The sequence below is a fragment of the Pseudomonas sp. MF6394 genome (assembly GCF_002018845.1).
Taxonomy (GTDB): domain Bacteria; phylum Pseudomonadota; class Gammaproteobacteria; order Pseudomonadales; family Pseudomonadaceae; genus Aquipseudomonas; species Aquipseudomonas lactis.
Genome location: NZ_MVOJ01000020.1, coordinates 22,342 through 45,541 on the forward strand (window position 1 = coordinate 22,342; position 23,200 = coordinate 45,541).

Annotated in this window: 23 protein-coding genes and 1 pseudogene; 10 read left to right on the forward strand and 14 right to left on the reverse strand. The window is 60.4% G+C overall.

Annotated features, from left to right (window positions below; all coding sequences use genetic code 11):
- Nucleotides 1-116: 116 nt before the first annotated feature.
- Nucleotides 117-1,385 carry an Hsp70 family protein gene (locus MF6394_RS19855; protein ID WP_032893792.1) on the forward strand — a complete coding sequence of 423 codons (1,269 nt, stop codon included), beginning with the start codon at nucleotides 117-119 and terminating at the stop codon, nucleotides 1,383-1,385.
- A gap of 547 nt (nucleotides 1,386-1,932) precedes the next feature.
- Here MF6394_RS19855 and MF6394_RS19865 read toward each other — a convergent pair.
- The 3 genes from MF6394_RS19865 to MF6394_RS19880 form a co-directional block, all read right to left on the reverse strand.
- Nucleotides 1,933-2,946 carry an AI-2E family transporter gene (locus tag MF6394_RS19865; protein ID WP_003188124.1) on the reverse strand — a complete coding sequence of 338 codons (1,014 nt, stop codon included), beginning with the start codon at nucleotides 2,944-2,946 and terminating at the stop codon, nucleotides 1,933-1,935.
- A gap of 177 nt (nucleotides 2,947-3,123) precedes the next feature.
- Entirely contained in the window at nucleotides 3,124-3,423 is a 300-nt protein-coding gene (locus tag MF6394_RS19875) for a PsiF family protein (RefSeq protein WP_003188123.1), read from the reverse strand.
- A 71-nt stretch (nucleotides 3,424-3,494) separates the two neighbouring features.
- Complete coding sequence (locus MF6394_RS19880; protein ID WP_078467373.1) at nucleotides 3,495-4,283, reverse strand: AraC family transcriptional regulator; 789 nt, start codon at nucleotides 4,281-4,283, stop codon at nucleotides 3,495-3,497.
- A gap of 98 nt (nucleotides 4,284-4,381) precedes the next feature.
- Between MF6394_RS19880 and MF6394_RS19885 the strand changes: the two genes are divergently transcribed.
- The gene (locus MF6394_RS19885; RefSeq protein WP_044271043.1) at nucleotides 4,382-5,269 is read left to right on the forward strand and encodes a DMT family transporter; all 888 of its coding nucleotides are present in this window, start codon (nucleotides 4,382-4,384) and stop codon (nucleotides 5,267-5,269) included.
- A gap of 91 nt (nucleotides 5,270-5,360) precedes the next feature.
- Here the strand turns inward: MF6394_RS19885 and MF6394_RS19890 are convergent, their stop codons facing one another.
- On the reverse strand, nucleotides 5,361-6,251 hold the full coding sequence (locus tag MF6394_RS19890) for an esterase/lipase family protein (protein WP_047712456.1): 891 nt from the start codon (nucleotides 6,249-6,251) through the stop codon (nucleotides 5,361-5,363).
- 176 nt (nucleotides 6,252-6,427) lie between these two features.
- Here MF6394_RS19890 and MF6394_RS19895 point away from each other — a divergent pair, with 176 nt between their 5' ends.
- Nucleotides 6,428-6,958: a ferritin-like domain-containing protein gene (locus MF6394_RS19895; protein WP_003188119.1), complete on the forward strand. Its 531-nt coding sequence runs from the start codon at nucleotides 6,428-6,430 to the stop codon at nucleotides 6,956-6,958.
- Between the two features lie 113 nt (nucleotides 6,959-7,071).
- Here MF6394_RS19895 and MF6394_RS19900 read toward each other — a convergent pair whose 3' ends face one another.
- Nucleotides 7,072-9,138: an AsmA family protein gene (locus tag MF6394_RS19900; RefSeq protein WP_044271037.1), complete on the reverse strand. Its 2,067-nt coding sequence runs from the start codon at nucleotides 9,136-9,138 to the stop codon at nucleotides 7,072-7,074.
- 357 nt (nucleotides 9,139-9,495) lie between these two features.
- Here MF6394_RS19900 and MF6394_RS19905 point away from each other — a divergent pair, with 357 nt between their 5' ends.
- Both MF6394_RS19905 and MF6394_RS19910 read left to right on the forward strand, forming a co-directional pair.
- Entirely contained in the window at nucleotides 9,496-9,816 is a 321-nt protein-coding gene (locus tag MF6394_RS19905; protein ID WP_003188116.1) for a hypothetical protein, read from the forward strand.
- Between the two features lie 151 nt (nucleotides 9,817-9,967).
- The gene (locus MF6394_RS19910; RefSeq protein WP_003188114.1) at nucleotides 9,968-10,600 is read left to right on the forward strand and encodes a TetR family transcriptional regulator; all 633 of its coding nucleotides are present in this window, start codon (nucleotides 9,968-9,970) and stop codon (nucleotides 10,598-10,600) included.
- Nucleotides 10,601-10,605: 5 nt separating this feature from the next.
- On the opposite strand, the gene MF6394_RS19915 is transcribed toward MF6394_RS19910, so the two are convergent.
- On the reverse strand, nucleotides 10,606-11,112 hold the full coding sequence (locus MF6394_RS19915) for a C40 family peptidase (protein ID WP_003188113.1): 507 nt from the start codon (nucleotides 11,110-11,112) through the stop codon (nucleotides 10,606-10,608).
- Between the two features lie 339 nt (nucleotides 11,113-11,451).
- On the opposite strand from MF6394_RS19915, the gene ureE reads away from it, so the two are divergent.
- From ureE to MF6394_RS19940, 5 genes are all read left to right on the forward strand, one after another.
- Nucleotides 11,452-11,952: an urease accessory protein UreE gene (gene ureE / locus MF6394_RS19920; RefSeq protein ID WP_003188112.1), complete on the forward strand. Its 501-nt coding sequence runs from the start codon at nucleotides 11,452-11,454 to the stop codon at nucleotides 11,950-11,952.
- Nucleotides 11,949-12,623, forward strand: a complete 675-nt coding sequence (locus MF6394_RS19925; protein WP_078467374.1) for an urease accessory protein UreF — start codon at nucleotides 11,949-11,951, stop codon at nucleotides 12,621-12,623. The genes ureE and MF6394_RS19925 overlap by 4 nt, the downstream gene beginning before the upstream one ends.
- A 14-nt stretch (nucleotides 12,624-12,637) precedes the next feature.
- On the forward strand, nucleotides 12,638-13,252 hold the full coding sequence (gene ureG, locus MF6394_RS19930) for an urease accessory protein UreG (protein WP_003188109.1): 615 nt from the start codon (nucleotides 12,638-12,640) through the stop codon (nucleotides 13,250-13,252).
- A 22-nt stretch (nucleotides 13,253-13,274) separates the two neighbouring features.
- Nucleotides 13,275-13,847: a HupE/UreJ family protein gene (locus MF6394_RS19935; RefSeq protein ID WP_034125669.1), complete on the forward strand. Its 573-nt coding sequence runs from the start codon at nucleotides 13,275-13,277 to the stop codon at nucleotides 13,845-13,847.
- Between the two features lie 173 nt (nucleotides 13,848-14,020).
- Nucleotides 14,021-15,130 carry an AGE family epimerase/isomerase gene (locus MF6394_RS19940; protein WP_078467375.1) on the forward strand — a complete coding sequence of 370 codons (1,110 nt, stop codon included), beginning with the start codon at nucleotides 14,021-14,023 and terminating at the stop codon, nucleotides 15,128-15,130.
- Between the two features lie 109 nt (nucleotides 15,131-15,239).
- Here the strand turns inward: MF6394_RS19940 and MF6394_RS19945 are convergent, their stop codons facing one another.
- From MF6394_RS19945 to MF6394_RS19980, 8 genes and pseudogenes are all read right to left on the reverse strand, one after another.
- On the reverse strand, nucleotides 15,240-16,145 hold the full coding sequence (locus MF6394_RS19945; protein WP_003188105.1) for a cation diffusion facilitator family transporter: 906 nt from the start codon (nucleotides 16,143-16,145) through the stop codon (nucleotides 15,240-15,242).
- 96 nt (nucleotides 16,146-16,241) lie between these two features.
- A pseudogene (locus MF6394_RS35045) lies at nucleotides 16,242-16,331 on the reverse strand (outer membrane lipoprotein carrier protein LolA); the annotation flags it as partial.
- A 30-nt stretch (nucleotides 16,332-16,361) separates the two neighbouring features.
- On the reverse strand, nucleotides 16,362-17,129 hold the full coding sequence (locus MF6394_RS19950) for an SDR family oxidoreductase (protein ID WP_003188104.1): 768 nt from the start codon (nucleotides 17,127-17,129) through the stop codon (nucleotides 16,362-16,364).
- A gap of 784 nt (nucleotides 17,130-17,913) precedes the next feature.
- Nucleotides 17,914-18,630, reverse strand: a complete 717-nt coding sequence (locus MF6394_RS19960; protein WP_005784287.1) for an ABC transporter ATP-binding protein — start codon at nucleotides 18,628-18,630, stop codon at nucleotides 17,914-17,916.
- Nucleotides 18,627-19,502 carry an ABC transporter ATP-binding protein gene (locus MF6394_RS19965; protein ID WP_003188102.1) on the reverse strand — a complete coding sequence of 292 codons (876 nt, stop codon included), beginning with the start codon at nucleotides 19,500-19,502 and terminating at the stop codon, nucleotides 18,627-18,629. The genes MF6394_RS19960 and MF6394_RS19965 overlap by 4 nt, the downstream gene beginning before the upstream one ends.
- The gene (gene livM, locus MF6394_RS19970) at nucleotides 19,499-20,776 is read right to left on the reverse strand and encodes a high-affinity branched-chain amino acid ABC transporter permease LivM (RefSeq protein ID WP_003188100.1); all 1,278 of its coding nucleotides are present in this window, start codon (nucleotides 20,774-20,776) and stop codon (nucleotides 19,499-19,501) included. The genes MF6394_RS19965 and livM overlap by 4 nt, the downstream gene beginning before the upstream one ends.
- A 2-nt stretch (nucleotides 20,777-20,778) precedes the next feature.
- Nucleotides 20,779-21,693, reverse strand: a complete 915-nt coding sequence (locus MF6394_RS19975; protein WP_003188099.1) for an ABC transporter permease subunit — start codon at nucleotides 21,691-21,693, stop codon at nucleotides 20,779-20,781.
- Nucleotides 21,694-21,894: 201 nt separating this feature from the next.
- Nucleotides 21,895-23,031 (reverse strand): branched-chain amino acid ABC transporter substrate-binding protein, encoded by a 1,137-nt coding sequence (locus MF6394_RS19980; protein ID WP_003188098.1) that lies wholly within the window; start codon nucleotides 23,029-23,031, stop codon nucleotides 21,895-21,897.
- Nucleotides 23,032-23,200 lie beyond the last annotated feature (169 nt).

Sequence of the window (23,200 nt, forward strand, 5' to 3'; positions counted from 1 at the left end):
CCTCAAGACGTAGCTATGTAGCGCGAATGCCGGTGGATTTACGGATCACCGGTCTACGCATCCGCGCGCCAGTGGCATACACTGCGCGGCCGTTTTTTGCCCGGAACCTGTGAGACATGAAAAACGCATCCCCAGCCCGTGCCTGCGGCATCGACTTCGGCACGTCCAACTCCACCGTCGGCTGGATCCGCCCCGGCGAGGAGACGCTGATCGCGCTGGAGGACGACAAGATCACCCTGCCGTCAGTGGTGTTCTTCAACTTCGAGGAGCGCCGCCCGGTCTACGGTCGCCTGGCGCTGCACGAATACCTGGAGAACTACGAAGGCCGCCTGATGCGCTCGCTCAAGAGCCTGCTGGGTTCCAAGCTGATCAAGCACGACACCAGCGTGCTCGGCACTGCCATGCCCTTCACCGACCTGCTGGCACTGTTTATCGGCCAACTCAAGAGCCGCGCCGAAGCCAACGCCGGCCGTGAGTTCGAAGAAGTGGTGCTGGGCCGCCCGGTGTTCTTCGTCGATGACGACCCGATGGCCGACCAGGAAGCAGAAAACACCCTGGTGGACGTGGCGCGCAAGATCGGCTTCAAGGACATCTCCTTTCAGTACGAACCGATTGCTGCCGCCTTCGACTACGAGTCCACCATCACCAAAGAAGAGCTGGTGCTGATCGTCGACATCGGCGGTGGTACCTCCGACTTCTCCCTGGTGCGCCTGTCGCCGGAGCGTCGTCACAACGACAACCGCCAGAGCGACATCCTCGCCACCGGCGGCGTACACATCGGTGGTACCGACTTCGACAAACAGCTCAGCCTACAAGGCATGATGCCGCTGTTCGGCTACGGCAGCCGCATGAAAAGCGGCGCCTACATGCCCACCAGCCACCACATGAACCTGGCCACCTGGCACACCATCAACTCGGTGTACTCACAAAAATCCCAGCTGGCCCTGGGCAGCATGCGCTACGACATCGAAGACACCGGCGGCATCGACCGCCTGTTCAAACTGATCGAACAGCGCGCCGGGCACTGGTTGGCCATGGAAGTGGAAGAAACCAAGATCCAGCTCACCCACCAAGACAGCCGCCACGTGCCGCTGGACCGCATCGAAGCGGGCCTGAGCGTAGACCTGAGCCGCGCACTGTTCGAGTCGTCCATCGACAGCTTGCTGGAACGTGTACGCGGCAGCGTCACGCAGTTGCTCAACGACGCCTCGGTGAGCGTGGCGCAGGTGGATACCGTGTTCTTCACCGGCGGCTCCAGCGGCATCCCGGCACTGCGCCACAGCATCTCGGCAATGCTGCCGAATGCGCGGCATGTGGAAGGCAATATCTTCGGCAGTATTGGCAGTGGTTTGGCGATTGAGGCGAGCAAGCGTTACGGTTGCTGAGTTTCAGTTGAAACCGTGGCACGCCCCTCCGACGGTAACCACGATGCGAAGCGAGCCGCTCTTGATCTTGCTCTTGATCTGCTTTTGATCTCAGGCGCCCCGTTAAACCACGCTGGCCGGAATTCGACAGGGATTTGGGGGGTAAACCGGCAGGGATGCCGGTTTAGCCGCCCCGCGCCATGGATGGCGCGTGGCGGCGGCCCCCCAAATCACTGGCGGATTACGGGCACACCGAGCCCAAGCGAGGTGCCGAGTGGTGGGGCAAGAGCCCTTTGGTTACTTTGGGGCTTTTCCAAAGTGACCCGCCGTCAGGGCGGAACCCTAAGTGGCCGTTACCGCAGCAATGGATATATACACAATCGAACTGCGTTGACTGTCAGGCCGCCTTCGCGAGCAAGCCCGCTCCCACAGTTTGATCGCGGGGGGTCAGATAGACAGGGGCCGGCTGTGAGGCCGTCATCGCAGGCAAGCCAGCTCCCACAGGGGATCGCATTTCAATGTGGGAGCGGGCTTGCCCGCGATGGCGTCAGCCCAGGCGACACAGGGCCTAAACCATCCCCCCAAGCTTCAGCTCGCTCTTGAGATAGGCATAGTAAATCGGCCCCGCCACCACCCCCGGCAGGCCGAACGCCGCCTCAAACACCAGCATCGCCAACAGCAACTCCCATGACTTGGCACTGATCTGCCCGCCGACAATACGCGCGTTGAGGAAGTACTCGACCTTGTGGATCACGATCAAATACCCCAGCGCCGCCACCGCCACCCAGATCGATAGCGACAGCGCCACGATGGTGATCAGGGTGTTGGAGATCAGGTTGCCGATCACCGGCAGCAGGCCAAGCAGGAAGGTCAGCACGATCAGGGTCTTGGTCAAGGGCAGATGGATGCCACACAACGGCAGCACCACCGCCAGGAACACCGCGGTGAAGGCCGTGTTCAGCGCGGCGATCTTGATCTGGGCAAAAACGATGTTGCGAAACGCCTGGACCAGCAGGTGCAGGCGATCGAACAGTGCGGCGGCCAGGGGCTTGCGCTTGGTCAGGTCGGGCACGCGCTGCAAGGCGATGATCGCCCCCAGCACCATGCCAATCAGCAAGGTGACGAACATGTGGGCGGCGTCTTTGCCGACCAGTTGCAGTTCGCTCAGGTGCTTGCTCAGCCAATCGCCAATAGCCACGCGAAACTCCGCGGCGCTGGCGGGCAGGTAAGCGTCGATGGACGGCGGCAATTGGCCGCGCGCACGGTCGACCACGCCCATGAATTTATCCAGGGAAGCCCCGGGGTTTTCCGCTTCGTGAAGCAGGAAGCTGATGGCGCCGGCAAAGATCAAGGCCAGCACGCTGACGATCAGGGTGCCCAGCAAAGCCACCGCCAGCCAACGCGCGCGCCGGCCTTCGATCAGGCGTTGCAGTTGAGGGGTGAGCATGTTGACCAGCTCATAGACCAACAGGCCGGCCAGCAGGCTGGGCAGCAATTTCAGCGGCAGTACCAGCAGCAACCCGCCGAAAATGATGATGTAGCTGGACAGCAACAACACATGACGCTGAGAAAACGTTGGCATACAGCCTCAAAACAAACGGCGTTGAAGGATGTTGTAGGAGCGAGCTTGCTCGCGAAAAACGCAAGAGCGCCTCGTTTAGTCAGGGCGCCCGTGTGATCGTTCACGTTTTTCGCGAGCAAGCTCGCGCCTACAAAGGGGCTGTGTGCGAGTGTCGCAGCCTTCTATGGCCCGGGGCTATTATTTCTTCAGGCAGGTGCTCATGAAGGTTTTGCGTGCATCACCGGCCAAGGCTTGGGTTTTCGCCGACGCATTGCAGTCTTTCATCTTCTGCTGCTGCGGAGTCAAGGTCTTGGCGTCGTTGGCGGCAGGTGCCGACAGGCAGGTCTTCATGAAGGCCTTGCGGTCATCGCCCTTGAGCGTCTTGGTGGTGGCCTCGGCATTGCAGGTGGTCATTTTGTTCTGCTGGGCAGTGGCGGCAAAACCCTGGGCACACATCAGCAGGCCCATCATCAACAACGGAATACGCAGCATCTTCATGGAGTTTTCTCCCTGTTACCGTGCCGACGGGCACGGCCTACCGCGCAGTGTAGTCAAAACCTGTTACAACTTCACCGGCCACGAATATTCGCCCGTCGGTATTGCTCCGGCGTGCAGCCAGCGTGGCGCTGGAACATGGCGATAAACGCCGAGGCGGTGCTGTAGCCCAGATCAAACGCCACGTGTTGCACGCTGCGGTCGCTGTCCAGCGCTTCGATGGCCGCCAGGTAGCGCAGGCGCTGGCGCCATTCGCCGAAGCTCATGCCCAACTCGCGCACAAACTGGCGCGCCAGGGTGCGCTCGCTCACATGCACCTGTTCGGCCCATTGCACCAGCGGGCGATTATCTCCCGGCTCTGCCTGCATGCCCTCCAAGACCCCAAGCAATCCAGGGTGGCGGGCGTAGGGCAGGAAACAATCGTGGACCGGCGCTTGCCGGAGCTGGTCCACCAGCACTTGGGCCAGGCGGATGTCGGCGTCGGTGCGCGGTGCATTGACGTCGCGCAGAGCGAAATCCTTGAGGATCGCCTTGAGAATGTCGCTGATCGCCAACGTGCAAGGCTGCTGAGGCAACTGCTCGCACAGCTGCGGCGCCAGGCCTACGGAGTGGTAGACAATCGCCTCGGCATTGTAGGAGCTGTGCTCGGTATGCGGTGGCACCCACACCGCGTACTGCGGTGGCGACATAAAGCGATTACCCGCCACTTCCATGCGCATCACGCCGCTGGCCGAGTAATCCAGCGATCCCCAGGTGTGCTGGTGCGGGGTGCATTCGGTGTCCGGGGCAAAATCGGAGTACCGAAAGTACACCGGGCTTGGCAGGCGGGCGAAATCGGGCAGGCGGACGGTGTGTCGGGACATGTTGTCTGGATTCAACGCTCAGTTGTCTGGATCGCAGTATAGGCTTCGATCCAGACAGAGGATAATCCTGCCTCGTCAACACACTGGGTTTCTTTTCAATGCAATACGCGTATCCACTGCTGGCTATCTTTATCTGGGCCGGCAACACCGTGGTCAACAAATTGGCCGTGGGCTCGATCTTTCCGGCTGAAATCGGCTTTTATCGCTGGCTGTTCGCAGCGTTGCTGTTCACGCCGTTCATGCTCAAACCGGTGGTCGCCCACTGGCCGCAGATCCGCCCCAACCTGGGCAAGATCTTTATCCTCGGCGTGCTCGGCATGGCGGTGTATCAAAGCCTGGCTTACTACGCCGCGACGCTGACCAGCGCCACCAACATGGGCATCATCCTGTCGCTGATGCCATTGATGGCGCTGACCGCCGCGATCATCAGCCTTGGTCAACGCCTGACCTTTGGCGCCTTGACCGGCGCGGTGCTGTCGTTCGCAGGCGTGGTAGTGGTGGTATCAGCCGGCAGCCTGGGCGCGCTGTTGCAACATGGGGTCAACCTGGGCGACGGCATGATGCTGATTGCCACGCTGGCCTACGCGGTCTACAGCACCCTGCTGAAAAAATGGCAGCTGCGCCTGCCGCCGTTGGTGCTCCTGTATTTGCAGGTGCTGGTGGCGGTGGTGGTGCTGTTTCCGCTGTACCTGTTCTCGGCCAAGGCAGGTCTGGGCTGGGCGAATATCCCGCTGGTGCTGTATGCGTGCCTGCTGGCGTCGATGCTGGCGCCGTTGGCGTGGATGCACTCGGTGAAGACCCTGGGGCCAAGCCGTACCACGCTGTTTTTCAACCTGCTGCCCTTGATTACCGCGCTGATTGCGGCGCTGGTGCTCAAGGAAGAGTTGGCGCTGTATCACTTGGTGGGCGGTTTGCTGACCTTGGGTGGGGTGATTTTGTCGGAGCGTTGGACCACGCCGGTTGGCCGAAGGGTCAGCGTGGCCTGAGCCATCGCTATCGCAGGCAAGCCCCACAGGGGAATGCATTTCAAAGGTAGGAGCTGGCTTGCCTGCGAAGAACGATAACGCGGCTGCCCGGTTAAACCCCGGCCGCCTTCAGCCGCCGGGCATGCTCGACAAACAAGCGGATCGGCTCGGCCCCCTTGCCCACCAGCCCCAGGGACTGGTTGACGATATCGAAGTGGTCCAAGGCGTAGTCATCGCCGATCACCGTGCCCAGGTGTGAGCTGTAACGCCCGACCAGGCCGTCACACTGGCCCTTCTCCCGCACAAAGCTGCGGGCGAACCAGCGGCAACTGCGATTTGTCCCATCCAGCAAGTTGCGCCCGCGGTCGGTCTTGCCCGGCTGCAAGATGCCGGACCACGAGTAATAGCGCACACCGTTGACCTCCTCCACTCCCTGCCCACCCCATTCCTGGGGCAACCCCTGGGGATATTGGCGATTGAACAGCGCCACACCCGCGCTGGTCAGGGACTGGTGCGAGGCCGGCAGATCGGCCTTGAAGCGCGGCCCGCGATAGCCGGTTTCCAACAGCCCCATCACCCAGGCGGCCAAGTGAAACGCTGCGCTCATCAGCCGGCCTTTGACGCTGTCGACCGGGTAATGGGCGTGGATATGATCGGCCAGTTCCGAGCCATGGTTGGGCCCGGCCACCGAGGTCACCGAGGCCACCCATTGCGGGCGCGTGGCCGCCGCATAACGAGCGGTGAGCGAGCCCTGGCTATGCCCGATCAGGTTGACCTTGTCGGCGCCGGTCTCGCGCAGAATCCGCTCGATCTGCACCAGTAACTGCTCACCGCGCACCTCGCTGGAATCCAGCGGCGCAACCTGCACAGCAAATACCTGCGCCCCACCAGCCCGCAGCGCCGGGACGATGCCGTACCAGTAGGGGAACCACCCCAGGCGTACAAAACCCAGCATGCCGGGCACCAGCACCAAGGGGTAACGTGTAGCTAACGACTGCGGCATGGGCCTAACGTCCTTGATCCAGACGGAATAAAGTCAGGCTAGCCCACGCCCGCGACCAGAAGATGACACCCGCCGGCAAATCCAATAAAACTTTTTGCGCCGCCCAGGACTCACACCTGATAACGACCCCGCCGGCAGAGCGCGGCGTACAACCGGATTAGCCCCAGGAGATTGAAATGACTCAAGCACAATTGACTGACGTTGCAACCCTGCGCAGCCGCGCCCGCCAGAACGTCGAAAACGGCGCCGTGACCGAAGGCTACGACGCCGACCGCGAAGAAATCATCCGCCTGCTCAACGAGTCGCTGGCCACCGAACTGGTCTGCGTGCTGCGCTACAAGCGTCACTACTTCATGGCCAACGGCCTCAAGGCCAGCGTGGCTGCCGATGAGTTCCTGGAACATGCCACCCAGGAAGCCGAGCACGCCGACAAACTGGCCGAGCGCATTGTGCAGCTGGGCGGCGAGCCGGAGTTCAACCCCGACCTGCTGTCCAAGAACTCCCATGCGCAATACGTGGCCGGCAACACCTTGAAGGAAATGGTCTACGAAGACCTGGTGGCCGAGCGGATCGCGGTAGACAGCTACCGCGAGATCATCCAGTACATCGGTGATAAAGACCCGACGACCCGTCGCATCTTCGAAGACATCCTGGCCCAGGAAGAAGAACACGCCGACGATATGGCGGATATTCTGCAGGACCTGTAACCACTAACACTGCAACACCCCACTGTGGGAGCGGGCTTGCCCGCGATAGCGTTGGATCAGTTGATAAATCATTGACTGATACTCCGCTATCGCAGGCAAGCCCGCTCCCACAGTTACTTAACAGTTTTTGGCGCCTTGCCTTCCTTCATCTGTTGCAGCAACGGTGCGCACTCATTGGGCTCGCCACCACTTGGGGCCACCAAGGCGAGCAAGCCCGCAGCAGGCCCGGCAATCACACCCAGAGCGACCATGCCCGCACCGCGCAGTGCCAGCGGGATGGCCTTGACCCCGGCATTGGGCTTGATGAACGGCCCGTTGACGTACAGCGGTGAACGCAGGGAGAACAGGCGAAAGCCCTTGGATTCCGGCGTGATGGTCAGGTCCAACTGCTCAGTGGCCATATTCGCGGTGCCATCGATGTAGATGATCGCGTTCTCGGTATCGAACACAAACAACCGCGTGGTCGCCAGGCCCGTCTTGATGCCAAAGTCCGCCGCCGCGCAGTTGATCTTCACTTCCTCGTCGCCGAACAGACGCCCCACCACGTAGTTGCCCACGTTGAGCCCGGCGATTTCCATCAGGCTACGGCTAATGGCGCCATCGTTGATGAGCATCTTCAGGTCGCCGTTGGAGGTGCCCAACAGTGCCGCCACGGAGTTACCGCGCCCGGCAATATCGGCGTCGCCGTTGAGTTCACCAAAGCTGGTTTTCATCGGTTCGAAGGTGGGGAACAACTGCTTGAGCTTGAAGTTACGCGCCGTGAGTTTGGCGCGACCTTCCATCGGCGTGGTGCGACCGTTCAAGCGAATCTGCGCATCGAGCTTGCCACCGGCCACGCCGAAACGCAGGGGTTCGAGGCTCAGTTGGCCGTCGTTGAGCACCAGGTGGGTGTAGAGATCAGTGAAGGGCAAATCGGCGCTGTGGACGATGCGTTTGCCAGTGAACTCGACGTCGGCATCCATATCGTGCCAACGCTCGGTGCGGAACTCCTCAACCGGCAGCACTTTGGTCGCCGGCTGTTTGCTTTCACCGCCACGGGCTTTTTGCTTGGCGTTGGAGTCCGCGCCGATCAAAGGCGCCAAGTCATCCATCAGCAACTGGTTGGACACCAGCGCGCCGCTGAGCTTGGGCCGTGGCTGGCTGGCGACATAGGCCAGGTCGCCGTGGATGTCGCTGTTGCCGATCTTGCCGTTGAAGTTCTCGTAGCGGAAGGAGGCGCCGCTGGCTTCATGCAGTTTGGCGATCAGATGGCCGTCGGTGGAATAGGCCGGCGAGTCCGGCAGGGTCACGCCGGTCAGCGGGTACAGGTTGCCCAGGCTGCTGCCCGACAGTTTCAGGCGCAGGTCCAGGGCGCCGAGGTTCAGCGGGTCGGTCAGGGTGCCGGCCAGAGCGATGCTGGTGTCCGCGATCTTGACCTGGGCTTGCAGCGGGAACGGCTTGGCCGCGTCCTGCAAGGCCAGCAAGCCACCGATCTTGCCCGTACCCGCAAGCTTCTGCCCGTGGTACTGGCCTTTGACCTTGAGGCCGAACGCGTAGTCCTGGGGCGCCGAGCCTTTTTCCAAGGCCTTCTTGGCATCGGCGTCGCCGACGATTTCGCCAAAGGGAATCGGCTTGCCCAGCGGGTCGATGATCACATCCAGCTGGGTCTTGAGGCTTTGATCGTCAAGGGTCACATGGCCTTTGTCGAAGCCGATGGCGCCGATGTCCACCACCCAGTTGGACGGTTCGGCGTTGGGGTCCTTGGGGTCGAACTTGAAGGTCCAGTTGGCGCGGCCATCCGCCAGGCGCTGCAACTGGGCACTGGGTTCGGTGAGGTCGATGCGCGGGATCACCACACGCTGCACCAGCAAGGCCAGGGGCGATATGCGCAGCTCAACCTTCTTGAGCGTGACCATCTGCGGTTGTTTCGACCAATCGGGGTTACCCAGGGTCAGGTCTTCGGCAATCACATGGGGCCACGGCACCCAGGCGCGCCAGCCGCCTTCATCGGGCTCACGCTGCCACACCACCGCGAGGTTGCCGTTAATGGCGAACGGACGATGCAGTTCTTCGGAGACCTTGGCATTGAGGGGCGGCTTGATGCGGTTCCAGTCGAAGAACACCAACACCAGTACCACGATGGCCATTAACAGAACGAAGCTGGCGCAGCTCCAAGCGACGATTTTACGAGTGCGCGTCATTGCACAGGACTCCTGAATACGACTGGCTGGGCAACAGCCTTTTAAACAGCTTATAGGACTACGACTGGCAAAGTGCCTGGGGGTTTAACGCAACGGCGGATTTAGCCGAAAAAAGCGATTTTCCTGATCAACCAGACCATTTTTCCCATCGACGACGCACCATTGTTACCCAGGTTCGTGTCGAAAATACCCACATCGGTGCAAAGCCGCGGGCTTGAGAGGCTCGATCTAGAGCCTCCGGGGAGAACAATCAATTCTGTTGATTATTACCATTGTGTTTATGAACTTTTATATCGACTTATCAAGGGTAACATTAGCCCTGTACCCACTTTATCGCCCTCCCAAGGAGCAACCATCATGAAACGCCAATTACTCGCTACCGTTCTGTTATCTGTCCTGGCCTCCAGCGCTTTTGCCCTGCCAGCCGCCGAACAGGCCACCCCACAGAACAAAGCCCAAGCCGTGCAAACCAGCCAAACCGTAGCTCGCAGCGGTTCGCAAGAAGACGAAAACCGTGACTACGCCAAAGGCGCCGTGGCTGAAAATGGCTACAACCGCCTGCAAGAGAAAGGTCTGGTTGAAGGCGGTGCTGAACAAGCCAACAAACGCGCCTACACCGAAGGCGTTGCTGAAGGCGGTGCCGACCGTCTGCAAGAACTGCATCAAGCACAGAGCTAAGCCTGTGGTGGCCCAGAAAAAAGCCCGATCTGCCGATCGGGCTTTTGCTTTTATATAGACCGCGTCACGCCCCGCCCCTGCCAAGTTCGACGCCGGCAAAGCGCTTTTGCTAGAGTGCGTCGCTGTACTTGCCGACAAAGCTCATCCGCTCATGCTGCCCCGCGCCGAACAAAAGCAACAAACCCGCCTCGCCCTGATGGACGCAGCCCGCCATCTGATGGAGTGTGGCCGTGGGTTTGGCAGCCTGAGCCTGCGCGAAGTGGCCAAGACCGCGGGTATCGTGCCCACCGGTTTCTACCGCCATTTCGCCGATATGGACCAGCTCGGGCTGGTGTTGGTCAGCGAAGTCGGCCAGACCTTCCGCGCCACGATCCGCCTGGTGCGCCACAACGAATTCGTGATGGGCGGCATCATCGATGCCTCGGTGCGCATCTTTCTCGATGTAGTCTCGGCCAACCGTTCGCAATTTTTGTTTCTGGCCCGCGAACAGTACGGCGGCTGCCTGGCCGTGCGCCAAGCCATCGCCGCCCTGCGCGAAGACATCACCCGCGATTTGGCCGCCGACCTGACGTTGATGCCCAAGTTGCAGCACCTGGATGCGGAAGGTTTGCATGTGATGGCCGACCTGATCGTCAAGAGCGTGTTCGCCACCCTGCCCGATATCATTGACCCACCGGCCCACGCCTTGCCGGCCCACCTCACGCCCCAGGCAAAGATCACCCAACAACTGCGCTTTATCTTTATCGGCCTCAAGCATTGGCAAGGGCTGGGCAGCACCGAATAAAGCAATCAACCCGCCGTGTGGAAACGCTTGGCAGTGGTGTAGTGCTTGTTCCAGTAGCTATTGCTCAATGAATCGATACGAATGGTTTTGCCGGTGCGCGGCGAATGGATGAATTTGCCTTGGCCGATATAAAGGCCGACATGGCTGACCTGGCCGCGCCCGTTGCCTTTGAAAAACACCGCATCCCCAGGTTTCAACGCATTGCGCTTGATGGTCGCCGCCGATGAGCGGTGCATGGCCGTGGTGGTGCGCGGTATCTGGATATTGGCCTGGGTCTTGAACAGATACACCAGGAAGCTGCTGCAATCAAAGCCCTGCTCTGCAGAAGTGCCGCCCCACTTGTAGGGCGTGCCCAGCAACTCATGGGCGCGGTCGATCACGTCGTCGATGGAGGCTGGCTTGAGGCTTTGCAGCGACGAACCGAAGGTGGCGCGAGGCTGAAAGTTGGCCGATGCCGATGAAATAAAGAAGGTCAGGCTGACCAGGCATATACAGAAAATTGATCGAAGCATGATAAACGTCGCGGTGGCATTAAACAGGGCGCATAGCCTAAAGAACCCTCAAGTAATCTCATGAACTCCAAATCCTCATGATTCGTAGGACAAATCCTAAAAACCGCCTACTGAGAAAAAGATGAAAGAAATTTCATCAAGCTGAGCGCCACCATCAACGCAAAACGCCCTTCGCCGGTGCTATAAACATCGACACGCACCAAATTGATACACGCACCGAATTATCCGACGCCCTATTGAGCAGCATGCCTGCCTGACTACAGGGAATTCCTACTCAATTCCATGATTGGCAAGCCCCTTGCTCTAGGTCTTTCATCGCTCACAGCTGGAAGCTCTCTGATGCTGGTGATACACCGCCGAATCGCCCCCCAAGCCCTCTGGGCCGCCGAGTTGCTGCTCAACTTCGAAGCCCGCAGCAAAAGCCGTCTGCGCTGTTTCAGTGCCGACGGTGAAGACGTCGGCCTGTTTTTGGAGCGGGGCCAGCCGCCCTTGCACGATGGCGAATTCCTACAGGCAGAAGACGGACGCGTCGTACGGGTGTGCGCCCGACCTGAACAACTGCTGCACGTCACCTGCCGCAATGCCTTTGAGCTGACCCGTGCCGCCTATCACCTGGGCAATCGCCATGTGGCCCTGCAAGTCGGTGACGGCTGGCTGCGCCTGCTCGATGACTACGTGCTCAAGGCCATGCTTGAACAGCTAGGCGCCGATGCGCAGACCATAGAAGCGCCGTTTCAACCCGAGCACGGCGCCTATGGCGGTGGCCATCATCATTCGCGCCATGGTGATGAAGACTTCAATTACGCGCCCAAGCTGCATCAGTTCGGCGTGCGTCTATGAACCCAGCCTGGGCGCTGCTACGCCTGGCCAGTCCGCAATTGCCGATTGGCGGCTACAGCTATTCCCAGGGCCTGGAAATGGCGGTGGAGAGCGGCCGCGTACAGGACGCCGCGAGCGCCCGACGCTGGATCAGTGACCAGTTGCTGCTCAACCTGGCGCGTTTCGAAGCGCCGCTGTTGCTCGCCCATTGCCGCGCCGCCGCTGAGCAGGACTGGGCCCAACTGGCGCAGTGGTGCGACGAGCACCGCGCCAGCCGTGAGACCCGCGAGCTGTATCAGGAGAGCCGCCAGATGGGCTACTCCTTGCAACAACTGCTCAACGGCTTGCCGGAACTGGACGACAGCGCCCGTGACTTTCTCGCCCAACGCGACGAACCGCACCTGGCCCTTGGCTGGGCCTTGGCCGCGCGCGCCTGGCACATCAGCCCTGGCGATGCCCTTGCCGCCTGGCTGTGGAGCTGGCTGGAAAACCAATTGGCGGTGCTGATGAAAACCCTGCCATTGGGCCAGCAAGCCGCCCAGCGCCTGACCAGCGAGCTGCTGCCGCTGCTGCAACAAGCCCAGCAGGATGCCGAACGCATTAACCCTAACCATTTGGGCAGCGCCGCTTTTGGCCTGTCCCTGGCGTGCATGGCCCACGAGCGCCAGTACAGCCGCCTGTTCCGTTCCTGATTGTGGAGAAGCACATGAACACACAACCCCTGCGCGTTGGTATCGGCGGCCCGGTAGGCTCGGGCAAGACTGCCCTGACCCTGGCCCTGTGCCTGGCGCTACGCGATCGCTATAACCTGGCGGTGGTCACCAACGACATCTATACCCGCGAAGACGCCGACTTCCTGGTGCGTAACCAGGCCCTGGCGCCGGAGCGCATCATCGGTGTGGAAACCGGTGGCTGCCCGCACACGGCGATTCGCGAAGACGCCTCGATCAACCTGGAGGCCGTGGACCAACTCAACCGCCGTTTTCCGGGCCTGGACCTGATTCTGGTGGAGTCCGGCGGCGACAACCTGTCGGCCACCTTCAGCCCGGAACTGTCGGACCTCACCATCTATGTGATCGATGTGTCTGCGGGCGACAAGCTGCCACGCAAGGGCGGGCCCGGTATTTGCAAATCCGACCTGCTGGTGATCAACAAGATCGACCTGGCCCCGCTGGTCGGCGCCTCGCTGGAACTGATGAACAGCGACACCCAGCGCATGCGCAACGGCAAACCCTTTGTGTTCAGCAACCAGAAAACCGGGGTCGGCCTGGATGACATTGTCGCCTTCATCGAACGCCAGGGCCTGCTGACCGCCGCCTGATCAACCCATAAGGAACCTGTCCATGAGACTCAACAGACTTTTCGCCGCCGCCGCGCTGCTGCTCGCCCCGGCCCTGGCCTTCGCCCATCCGGGCCACGGCGACAATGGCCTGGTGGCCGGTATCAGCCATCCCCTGGGCGGCCTCGATCACTTGCTGGCCATGCTTGCGGTGGGCCTCTGGGCTGCGCAGCAAAAAGGCGCCGCGCGCTGGGCGCTGCCGTGCACCTTCGTCGGCACCATGCTGATCGGCGGCGTGCTGGGTTTTGAAGGGCTGCAACTGCCGGCGCTGGAAAGCGGGATTGCCGCCTCGGTGCTGGCGTTGGGCCTGGCGGTAGCATTGGCGGTACGGCCACCGCTGTTCGTGGCGGTAGGCGCCACGGCCCTGTTTGCACTGTTTCACGGCGTGGCCCATGGCCTGGAACTGCCGGATATGACCAGCCCTTGGGCGTATGCGGCTGGGTTTGTGGGGGCGACTGCCGTGTTGCACGCTGCGGGTTATGCGGTGGTGCGCTTTTTGCCGGCGGCTGCAGCGCCACTGGTGCGAGTGGCCGGGGCGGCTTCGGCGGCGACTGGGGTTTGGTTGCTGGCGGGCTGATCGTCAGCGCCTGTAAGGGCCTCATCGCAGGCAAGCCAGCTCCCACATTTGAGAGGGTTCACACTTCAAAAATGTGGGAGCGGGCTTGCCCGCGATAGCGCCAGTACAAACACCACCGATCCCAAGCCTGCTACCATGCGCGGCAAACACCCCTGCCGTGACGACGCCAGCCAATGCCCATCGCTTCCGCCTCTTCCCTGACGCCTGTGCTCACGCACTTCCATGACCTGATCGTGCCCCTCTGGCAAGGCCCGGGCTGGAATGCCGACCTGGCACTGCCCTTTGAGGCCCTGGACGCCGACCACCTGCCACTGCCCCCACAGCGCTATCGCGCCATGGCCTGCGCCCGGCAGTTGTACCTGTTCGCCAGCCTGATCGGCGAGCCCGGCGCGGCGTTCGCCGAAGAACGTGCGGCGGCGCTGTTTCGCTCCCTGCAACGGCACTTTCATGATGCCGAACACGGTGGCTGGTTCTACAGCATCGACCCCGCCGGCCAGCCGCTGGACAAGCGCAAAGACCTCTACACCCACGCCTTCATTATTTTTGCCTGCGCCCATTACTGGGCCAAGGTGCGTGAACCGCTGGTAGAGTCGGTGCTCAACGCCGCCCTGGAAGTCGTCGCCCAACGCTTTGCCACCGGCGACGGGTTGTACGAGGCGGTACTGGAGCGCAACTGGGCCTCGCTCAACGCAGGCCCTTTGCAAAACCCGTTGATGCACTTGGCAGAAGGTTTCCTGGCCACCCTCGCGGTGCGTGAGGATGCCGAGGTACAAGCGGCCCTGCTGGCATTGGCGACGGCCATGCAGCAACGCTTCATCGACCGCGAGCACGGCGTGATGATGGAAAAACCTTTGGGCGCTGTGGATAACTGGTTTGAGCCGGGGCACCAGTTCGAATGGTTCTTTTTGCTCGAATCTTCAGCTGTGCTGCGCGGCACCGCGCTGCATGGGTCGCTGACACGGGCATTTGCCTATGCCGAGCAAAAGGGTGTGGATAAGTTAAGCGGCGCGGTCAGCGGCATGCTCGCGCTGGATGGCACGGTGCGCGACGGTACCCAACGGATCTGGGCGCAGGCGGAGTACCTGCGGGCGCTGACCTTGCGGCCAGGTAGCGAAGCAGTGCTGCAGCGTCAGTTGCAGGCGCTGCAACAGCGCTTTTTGCATGCAAAGGGTTGGCATGAATGCCTGGATGCCGAGGGTAAGGTGAGCCGGCGGGATATGCCTTCGACAACGCCTTATCATTTAGCGACTTGCTATCAGGGTTTGGTCCGGCATCTGGGCTGACCTGTAGGGCCCCATCGCAGGCAAGCCAGCTCCCACAGTTGATAGTGTTCGCACATTTAAATGTGGGAGCTGGCTTGCCTGCGATAGCCTCACCTCGCTCTAACAGACTTTAGGCAATCCACTTGCGATCCCCGGTAAAACTGATCGTCAACCACCGCGCCGCATCCGCCGCCCCCAGCCCTGTGGATATCTCCTCACGCAGCCCATCAAGGGTGGCGACGTTATCTACCGGGTAATCCGCCGGCAGCACCACATGAATCTCGATAAACCGCGCGCGCCCGTGCTTCTGCACATAGGACACGTAGTCGTCGAAACCATGCTTGGCCTGCGCCGCGTCCATCACTTCGCGGACCTTGTCGTCCAAATGATCCGGCGCGATGCCCAATACTTCGCGCAACGCTGGGCGCAAAATCTTGAATGCCGGCGCCAGCATGCTCAGGGCCAGCAGGATCAGGATCAACGGGTCGACGTAGACCGCCCACTCGCCATAGCCCTGCGACTTTAGCAACAGCGCGGCCAGGAAGCTGATCAGCAAACCCACCGACAGCATCGCGTCCACCAGCCAGCTGATGTTGTCGAACTGGATCAATGACGACTTGAGTGTGCGATTGCGGTAGCGCACATAGAAGAAGTACGCGAACTCCACGACGGTAAACACCGCCGCATAAATGATCACCAGCCCCAACTCGATTTCGCGCCCGCCATTGATAATGCCGAACACGCCATTGAGGAACGCATAAATGGCGATCAACAGCAGGAAACTGCCTTCTATCAGCAGCACCATCGGCTCCAGGTGCCAATAGCCGAATTGGAAACGCTCGTTGCTTTTCTTGGCGATCAGCTTGGCCGTGATCAGCATCAGCACCTTGATGGCGGTGGCGATCAGCGAGAAAAAGCCGTCAAACAGAATGGATTGGGCGCCGGATATCACACCCGTGACAATCCCGGCGATCGCGACTGCGAACATCAGGATGGTCGATTGTTTGAGCAGTGCCTGCTCACCTCGGTTACTCACATTGCCTCCTGTCAAAACCTTTAAACCGCTGGGTGCGGTGGGGTTTTCAGGCGGGCAGTGTACCTTATGTCGCATTTTGGCCGATTTGCCGCCATTTACTGTAGGAGCGAGCTTGCTCGCGAAAAACCTGAGCGCGCCGCGTGCATTCAGGATACCCGCGTCATCGTTAACGTTTTTCGCGAGCAAGCTCGCTCCTACAGTGTGTGGCGCAGGTGCTTAGCCCTTGGCCCCACGCTCAATCGCAAACCCAGCCCAGGTCTGGCTCACCGGCATCAACTCCAGGCGGTTGATGTTCACGTGCGCCGGGGTGTTCATCACCCAGAAAATCGTATCGGCAATATCCTGTGGCTGGATCGGTTCGGCACCTGCATAGGTGGCGTCGTAACGTGCCTGGTCACCGCCGAAGCGCACCAGGGAGAACTCGCTTTCACACAAGCCCGGCTCGATATTGGTCACCCGTACGCCGGTGCCTTGCAAGTCGCAGCGCAGGTTCAACGAGAACTGCTTCACGAACGCCTTGGAACCGCCGTATACATGGCTGCCCGGGTACGGGTAGTTACCGGCGATGGAACCCAGGTTGATGATCCCGGCACCGCGGCCATGGGCAATCAGGCGCGGCAACAGCAGGTTAGTGGTGGTCAGCAGGCCCTTGATGTTGGTATCGACCATGGTTTCCCAATCGTCGAGGTCGCACTTGGGTGCAGGGTCGGTGCCCACGGCGAGACCTGCGTTGTTGATCAGGCCGCGCAGCGTGGCGAACGACGGCGGCAGGTTGGCGATGGCCTCCTCCATGCCTTTACGGTCGCGCACATCCACCACCAGGCCATGCACTTCGGTCTGCTTGGAAAGCTCTTCGACCAAAGCGTTCAAGCGCTCGGCACGACGACCGGTGAGCACCAGTTTCCAGCCGGCTTCGGCAAAACGACGGGCACAGGCTTCGCCGAAACCTGAAGTGGCGCCAGTGATAAACAGCGTGTCGGACATGGTGTTCTCCTTGCGGGCATCGGGAAAAAAACAGCCAGCAGAATGCCCTTACGTCGCCGTTGCGGCAACCGCTATGCACGCACATGCCTGCGCAACTGGTCATTTTTTAATCAACACTATTAAAGCCTTATAAACCGTGGCTTGCAGCCATATGCGCGCAGGTTATCCACAACTGCGCCCACAGTCTTTGGGGGCAAGTGCAAATGGCTCAAAGCCGCTGTGTACAAGGGTTGCAGGCGGTTTTAGAAAGTTTTTTGCTTGACCTGGGGGAACGCCTATGTAGGCACTGACAAATGCAGAAAAACACAACGATGGCTCCAGGCCAGTCATTCCGGCCCCTGCGCGCGTCTTTCCAGAGTTTAGTCACAGACTTATCCACAGGCAGGAATGACTTATTTGGTTCATATACCTGTGTCTTTAAACAGGTTGACAAACCCCTGGGGCGCTCGTGAAAAACACACTGATCAAAAAACAACCACAGAGCTGTAAGCCACGTAGTTAAAGGCTTTCAGCCAGCTACTCCCACGTTACCCACAGCCGGTTCCACAGTGGATGGGGACAAGTCAAAACTGTGACAAAACAGGGATTTGCGGCGGCTATATGTCGCGCTTTTGAGGTGGGCTGGATTTGTTTTCCACAATTTGGCGCTAGCCTTGTGAACACCGCAAAACAACTGTGGGAGCGGGCTTGCTCGCGAATGCGGTGTCTCAGTCAAAACATCTGATACTGGTACACCGCATTCGCGAGCAAGCCCGCTACCACAGGGGAACCGCGCCGCTTTAGGTCAGTGACCGCCCAGGTAGGCGTTGCGCACTTCCTCGTTCACCAGCAACTCCTTGCCGGTGCCCGTCAGGCGGATCTCACCGTTGACCATCACATAGGCCCGGTCCGACAGGCGCAGCGCATGGTTGGCGTTCTGCTCCACTAGGAAGATGGTCATCCCAGTGGACGCCAATTCGCGCAGGGTGGAAAAGATCTGCTTCACCACAATCGGCGCCAACCCCAGGCTTGGCTCATCGAGCAGCAACAGCTTGGGCCGGCTCATCAGCGCACGGGCGATGGCGAGCATTTGCTGCTCACCACCGGACATGGTCATCGCCCGCTGGTTGCGCCGCTCCTTGAGCCTGGGGAACAGCTCAAACATGCGCTGCATGTCTTCACTGGCGAACTTGTCGCCAATAGGGATGGTGCCCATCAGCAGGTTTTCCTCGACGGTCATGTCAGGGAACACCCGCCGCCCTTCCGGCGACTGCGCAATGCCGTTGGAAGCGATGTAGTGGGACGACTTGTGGGTAATGTCGACGCCGTTGTACAGAATCTGCCCCGACTCGGCCCGAGGCTGACCGAAGATCGACATCAGCAACGTGGATTTACCCGCGCCATTGGAGCCGATCAGGCTGACGGTTTCGCCTTCGTTGATGTGCAGCGAGACTTTTTTCAGGGCCTGGATCGGGCCGTAGAACACGTCCAGGTCCTTCATTTCGAGGATAGGTGCACTCATACCAGCTCCTCTTCATCCGCGCCCAGGTAGGCGGCGATCACTTTCGGGTCGTTGCGGATCGCGTCCGGGCCGCCTTCGGCAATCACGTTGCCGTGGTCCAGCACCACAATGTGGTCGGAAATACTCATCACCATGCCCATGTCGTGTTCGATCAGCACCACCGTGAGGTCGTGTTCGTCGCGCAGCAGGCGAATCATCGCGCTGAGGGCTTCGGTTTCCTGAGGGTTGAGGCCCGCTGCCGGTTCATCCAGGCAGATGATCTGCGGCCGCGTGCACATGGCGCGGGCGATCTCCAGGCGGCGCTGCTGGCCGTAGGAGAGCTCGCCGGCCAGGCGGTTGGCGCAGTCCACCAGGTCGACCACTTCCAGCCAGTAGAACGCGCAATCCAGCGCATCGCTTTCGGCCTTGCGGTAGCCCTTGGTGTTGAGGATGCCGGCAAGCATGTTGCGGTTGACCCACATGTGCTGGGCCACCAGCAGGTTTTCCAGCACCGACATTTCCTTGAACAGGCGAATGTTCTGGAAGGTGCGCGCAAGGCCCGCGCGATTCACCAGGTGGGTGCCACCGAACATCTTGTAGTACACACGGCTGAGGAAGCTTTTGGGCGACACGAAGTCGGTGGCCTCAAAGCGCTCGCCGAGCAGTTGGATGACGTTGGTTTGCTTGCCTCGCACGTTGAGTTCGATCTTGCCGCCACTGGCTTTGTAGAAGCCAGTGAGGCAGTTGAACACCGTGGTCTTGCCGGCGCCGTTGGGGCCGATCAGGGCGAAGATCGAGTTGCGTTTGACCTGCAGGCTCACATCACTGAGGGCCTTGATGCCCCCGAAGTGCATCATCAGGTGTTCGACGGACAGCACGACTTCCTTGCTCATGGCGCTACCCCCTTACGTGGCGTCACGCCGGTACGGCTGATGCGAATCAAGCCGCGCGGTCGCCAGATCATCATCACCACCATCAGCACCCCAAACAGCAGTACGCGGTATTCAGAGAAGCTGCGCAGCAGTTCCGGCGCAACGGTCAACACGAACGCCGCGATCACCACGCCGACCGTCGAGCCCATGCCGCCCAACACCACGATGGCGAGGATCAACGCCGACTCAAAGAACGTAAAAGACGACGGGTTGACGAAGCCTTGGTAGCTGGCAAAGAACACCCCGGCCAAACCGGCCGTGGACGCGCCGATGGTGAAGGCCGAGAGTTTGACCAGCACATGGTTCAGGCCCATGGAGCGGCAGGCGATTTCATCTTCGCGCAGCGCTTCCCAGGCGCGACCGACCGGCATGCGCGTCAGGCGATGCTTGATGTACAGCACGGCCAGCACCACCAAGAACAGCACGATGTAGATGAACATGAACTTGATATTAGGGTTGTAATCGATGCCGAAAAACTCGTGAAACGGAATGCCGCCATCCTTTGCACGCTTGCCGAACTCCAGACCCAGAAAGGTCGGTGACGGCACCGGCATACCGTTCGGGCCGCCGGTAAACGACAGCCAGTTGTTGAGCACCAGGCGAATGATTTCACCAAAACCCAGGGTCACGATGGCCAGGTAGTCACCGTGCATTCGCAGCACCGGGAAGCCGAGTATGCACCCCGCCAACGCCGCCGCGATGGCCGCCAGTGGCAGCACGGTCCAGAAGCCCAGGCCCAGGTATTGATAACCCAGCGCCAGGCCGTAGGCACCGATGGCGTAGAAGGCCACGTAACCCAGGTCGAGCAGGCCCGCCAGGCCCACCACGATGTTCAACCCCAGGCCGAGCAACACGTAGATCAGCCCCAGGATCACCACGGTCAGCAGGTACTTGTTGGCAAAGATCGGGAACACGATGGCGATCACGATCAGCGCCGGAATGATCCAGCGCAGCCGCGACTTGTAGTCCGGTGGCAGCACGTGCACGCCGGAGCCGCTGCTCTCAAACCCTTGCAGGATCTTCACGCCCTTGGGGGTTTGCAGGAACAGGCTCAGGGCAAAGCGCCCGGCCATGACGATGGCGACCAGCACGGCAACCCGCGCAGGTTCCAGGTTGAAGCTGTAGCCGTCGAGCACCACGCCGACAATCGGGCCGAACACGATCAGCGAAATCAGCCCCGCGAGCACCGTATCGACCACACTTTTCTTGATATCAATGGATTTGGCAGCAGACATGTTTACACCTTAGCCACGAGTGGGCGACCAAGCAGGCCCTGGGGACGGAAAATCAGAATCACCACCAGCAGGGAGAAACTGAACACGTCTTTGTAGTCAGAGTTGATCAACCCCGAGAACAGCGACTCGGAGATACCGAGGATGATCCCGCCGAGCATCGCCCCAGGCAGGGAGCCGATGCCGCCGAGTACCGCTGCGGTAAACGCCTTGATGCCGATGATGAAGCCGGCATAGAAGTCGAAGGTGCCGTAGTTGAGGGTGATGAGCACGCCGGCCAGGGCGGCCATGGCGGCACCGATGACAAACACGTAGGAGATCACGCGGTCGGTGTTGATGCCCAGGATCGAGGCCATCTTGCGGTCTTGCTGGGTAGCGCGGCACATGCGGCCCAGCTTGGTGTATTTGATGATGTAGGTGAGCAAGGCCATGCCGGCAAAAGCGGCGACCAGGATGAACACTTTGGTGTAGGTCAGTTGCACAAATCCGGTGCCGATATCGACGCGCCAGGCGCCGGCCAGCAAGGTGGGAATACCTTGTTGCTTGGCACCCTGGGCGATCTGCGCGTAGTTCTGCAGGATCAGCGAGATGCCGATGGCGCTGATCAGCGGAGCCAGGCGGGTGGAGTTACGCAACGGTTTGTAGGCGACACGCTCAATCACCCAACCGTACACGCCGGTGACGACCACGGTGAAGATCAAGGTACCGAGAATGAGCAGCGGGAAGGATTCGATGCCGAAGTAAGCCAGCAGTGCCAGACTGATCGCCGCGAGGTAAGCGGAAATCATATAAACCTCGCCGTGGGCGAAGTTGATCATGCCAATGATGCCATAGACCATTGTGTAGCCGATGGCGATCAGGCCATAGACCGACCCGAGGGTCAGGCCGTTGACCAGTTGCTGCAGGAAAATACCATCCATAACGCAATCTCACGCGGTGAGCACCTGCACACCGGTGGGTGTGCGGCGCTTCTGGAGGAAAAGACAGATCGGGGTCAAAACACAGCCCTTATGTGGGAGCGGGCTTGCTCGCGAATGCGGTGTGTCATAAACACATTCGGCGACTGACACTCTGCTTTCGCGAGCAAGCCCGCTCCCACATTGAGTCCGTGGTGCTTGTACTTACTTCTGCTTTTCCAACTGATGGTATTTGCCGTCTTTGTCCCACTGGTAAACCACGTAGTCAGAGACTTTCAGGTCGCCCTTGGCATCCCAGGCTTTTTCGCCCATGACGGTTTTAACCGGGTTGGCCTTGAGCCACTTGGCAGCGTCTTCGCCCTTGTTGGACTTGGCACCGTTGAAGCCGGCGGCCAGGGCCTGGATCGAGGCGTAGGCGTAGAGGGTGTAGCCTTCTGGCTCGGTGCCGTTTTTGCGGAACTCTTCCACCACGGTCTTGCTGTCTGGCAGCAGGCGCGGGTCGGCGCCGAAGGTCATGTACACGCCATCGACGTACTGCGCACCACCTGCGGTGGACACCAGTTCGTCGGTGACCACGCCGTCATCGGACATGAACTTGACGTCTTTCAAGCCCGCTTCACGGATCTGGCGCACCAACGGGCCGGCTTCCGGATGCAGGCCGCCGAAGTACACGACGTCGGCGCCCAGGGAACGGATCTTGGTGACCAGGGCGCTGAAGTCTTTCTCGCCACGGGTCAGGCCCTCTTCCAGCACCGGCTTGACGCCGCGCTTGGTCAACTGGGCTGCGGTGGCGTCGGCCAGGCCTTTGCCGTAGGTGTCCTTGTCGTTGATCACCGCGACTTTCTTGCCCTTGAGCACATCGACGATGTAGTCGCCGGCGACGATGCCTTGCTGGTCGTCACGCCCGCACATGCGGAACATGGCGCCCAGGCCGCGTTCGGTCACTTGTGGGTTGGTGGAGCCTGGGGTGATGGCGATGATGCCTGCTTCGTCGTAAACCTCAGACGCCGGGATGGTATTGGATGAGCAGAAGTGCCCGACCACGCCGATCACTTTGTCCTGGTCGGCCAGGCGGTTGGCTACGGCCACGGCCTGCTTGGGTTCGCAGGCGTCATCGCCGGCCACCAGCTTGATCTGCTCGCCGTTAATGCCGCCGGCCTTGTTGATAACGTCGGCTGCCGCCTGGGCACCCTTCATGTACTGCTCACCGAAAGCGGCGTTGGCACCCGTCATCGGGCCCGCCACACCAATTTTCACATCAGCTTGAACAAACGTAGAAACACCCAGCGCCGCAGCAACGGCGAGGGCCAGAAAACCTTTCTTGTAAAACGTCTGGGACATGAGTGGTGCTCCGATATTTTTGATTTTTGGCACGACAACTTGCATTCAAACCTTTCACCGAAAGCTCAGAGCAAGCCGCGTGCCATTACGTTTTTATTCTTCAAAAAGACACGGTGTCATTGTTATTACAGGCGTTTCGACGCCTTTTGCCAGGACGTGCAACCGTCTA

Excerpts from the sequence above, each read along its gene's own strand:
- MF6394_RS19940 (WP_078467375.1), top strand. The coding sequence starts at position 14,021 with ATGCCCATCGCTTCCGCCTCTTCCCTGACGCCTGTGCTCACGCACTTC.
- MF6394_RS19980 (WP_003188098.1), bottom strand. The coding sequence starts at position 23,031 with ATGTCCCAGACGTTTTACAAGAAAGGTTTTCTGGCCCTCGCCGTTGCT.
- MF6394_RS19875 (WP_003188123.1), bottom strand. The coding sequence starts at position 3,423 with ATGAAGATGCTGCGTATTCCGTTGTTGATGATGGGCCTGCTGATGTGT.
- MF6394_RS19965 (WP_003188102.1), bottom strand. The coding sequence starts at position 19,502 with ATGAGCAAGGAAGTCGTGCTGTCCGTCGAACACCTGATGATGCACTTC.
- MF6394_RS19935 (WP_034125669.1), top strand. The coding sequence starts at position 13,275 with ATGAGACTCAACAGACTTTTCGCCGCCGCCGCGCTGCTGCTCGCCCCG.
- MF6394_RS19885 (WP_044271043.1), top strand. The coding sequence starts at position 4,382 with ATGCAATACGCGTATCCACTGCTGGCTATCTTTATCTGGGCCGGCAAC.
- MF6394_RS19890 (WP_047712456.1), bottom strand. The coding sequence starts at position 6,251 with ATGCCGCAGTCGTTAGCTACACGTTACCCCTTGGTGCTGGTGCCCGGC.
- MF6394_RS19900 (WP_044271037.1), bottom strand. The coding sequence starts at position 9,138 with ATGACGCGCACTCGTAAAATCGTCGCTTGGAGCTGCGCCAGCTTCGTT.
- MF6394_RS19975 (WP_003188099.1), bottom strand. The coding sequence starts at position 21,693 with ATGGATGGTATTTTCCTGCAGCAACTGGTCAACGGCCTGACCCTCGGG.
- MF6394_RS19895 (WP_003188119.1), top strand. The coding sequence starts at position 6,428 with ATGACTCAAGCACAATTGACTGACGTTGCAACCCTGCGCAGCCGCGCC.
- MF6394_RS19960 (WP_005784287.1), bottom strand. The coding sequence starts at position 18,630 with ATGAGTGCACCTATCCTCGAAATGAAGGACCTGGACGTGTTCTACGGC.
- MF6394_RS19905 (WP_003188116.1), top strand. The coding sequence starts at position 9,496 with ATGAAACGCCAATTACTCGCTACCGTTCTGTTATCTGTCCTGGCCTCC.
- MF6394_RS19880 (WP_078467373.1), bottom strand. The coding sequence starts at position 4,283 with ATGTCCCGACACACCGTCCGCCTGCCCGATTTCGCCCGCCTGCCAAGC.
- ureG (WP_003188109.1), top strand. The coding sequence starts at position 12,638 with ATGAACACACAACCCCTGCGCGTTGGTATCGGCGGCCCGGTAGGCTCG.
- MF6394_RS19925 (WP_078467374.1), top strand. The coding sequence starts at position 11,949 with ATGAACCCAGCCTGGGCGCTGCTACGCCTGGCCAGTCCGCAATTGCCG.
- MF6394_RS19950 (WP_003188104.1), bottom strand. The coding sequence starts at position 17,129 with ATGTCCGACACGCTGTTTATCACTGGCGCCACTTCAGGTTTCGGCGAA.
- MF6394_RS19865 (WP_003188124.1), bottom strand. The coding sequence starts at position 2,946 with ATGCCAACGTTTTCTCAGCGTCATGTGTTGTTGCTGTCCAGCTACATC.
- MF6394_RS19915 (WP_003188113.1), bottom strand. The coding sequence starts at position 11,112 with ATGCTTCGATCAATTTTCTGTATATGCCTGGTCAGCCTGACCTTCTTT.
- ureE (WP_003188112.1), top strand. The coding sequence starts at position 11,452 with ATGCTGGTGATACACCGCCGAATCGCCCCCCAAGCCCTCTGGGCCGCC.
- MF6394_RS19855 (WP_032893792.1), top strand. The coding sequence starts at position 117 with ATGAAAAACGCATCCCCAGCCCGTGCCTGCGGCATCGACTTCGGCACG.
- livM (WP_003188100.1), bottom strand. The coding sequence starts at position 20,776 with ATGTCTGCTGCCAAATCCATTGATATCAAGAAAAGTGTGGTCGATACG.
- MF6394_RS19910 (WP_003188114.1), top strand. The coding sequence starts at position 9,968 with ATGCTGCCCCGCGCCGAACAAAAGCAACAAACCCGCCTCGCCCTGATG.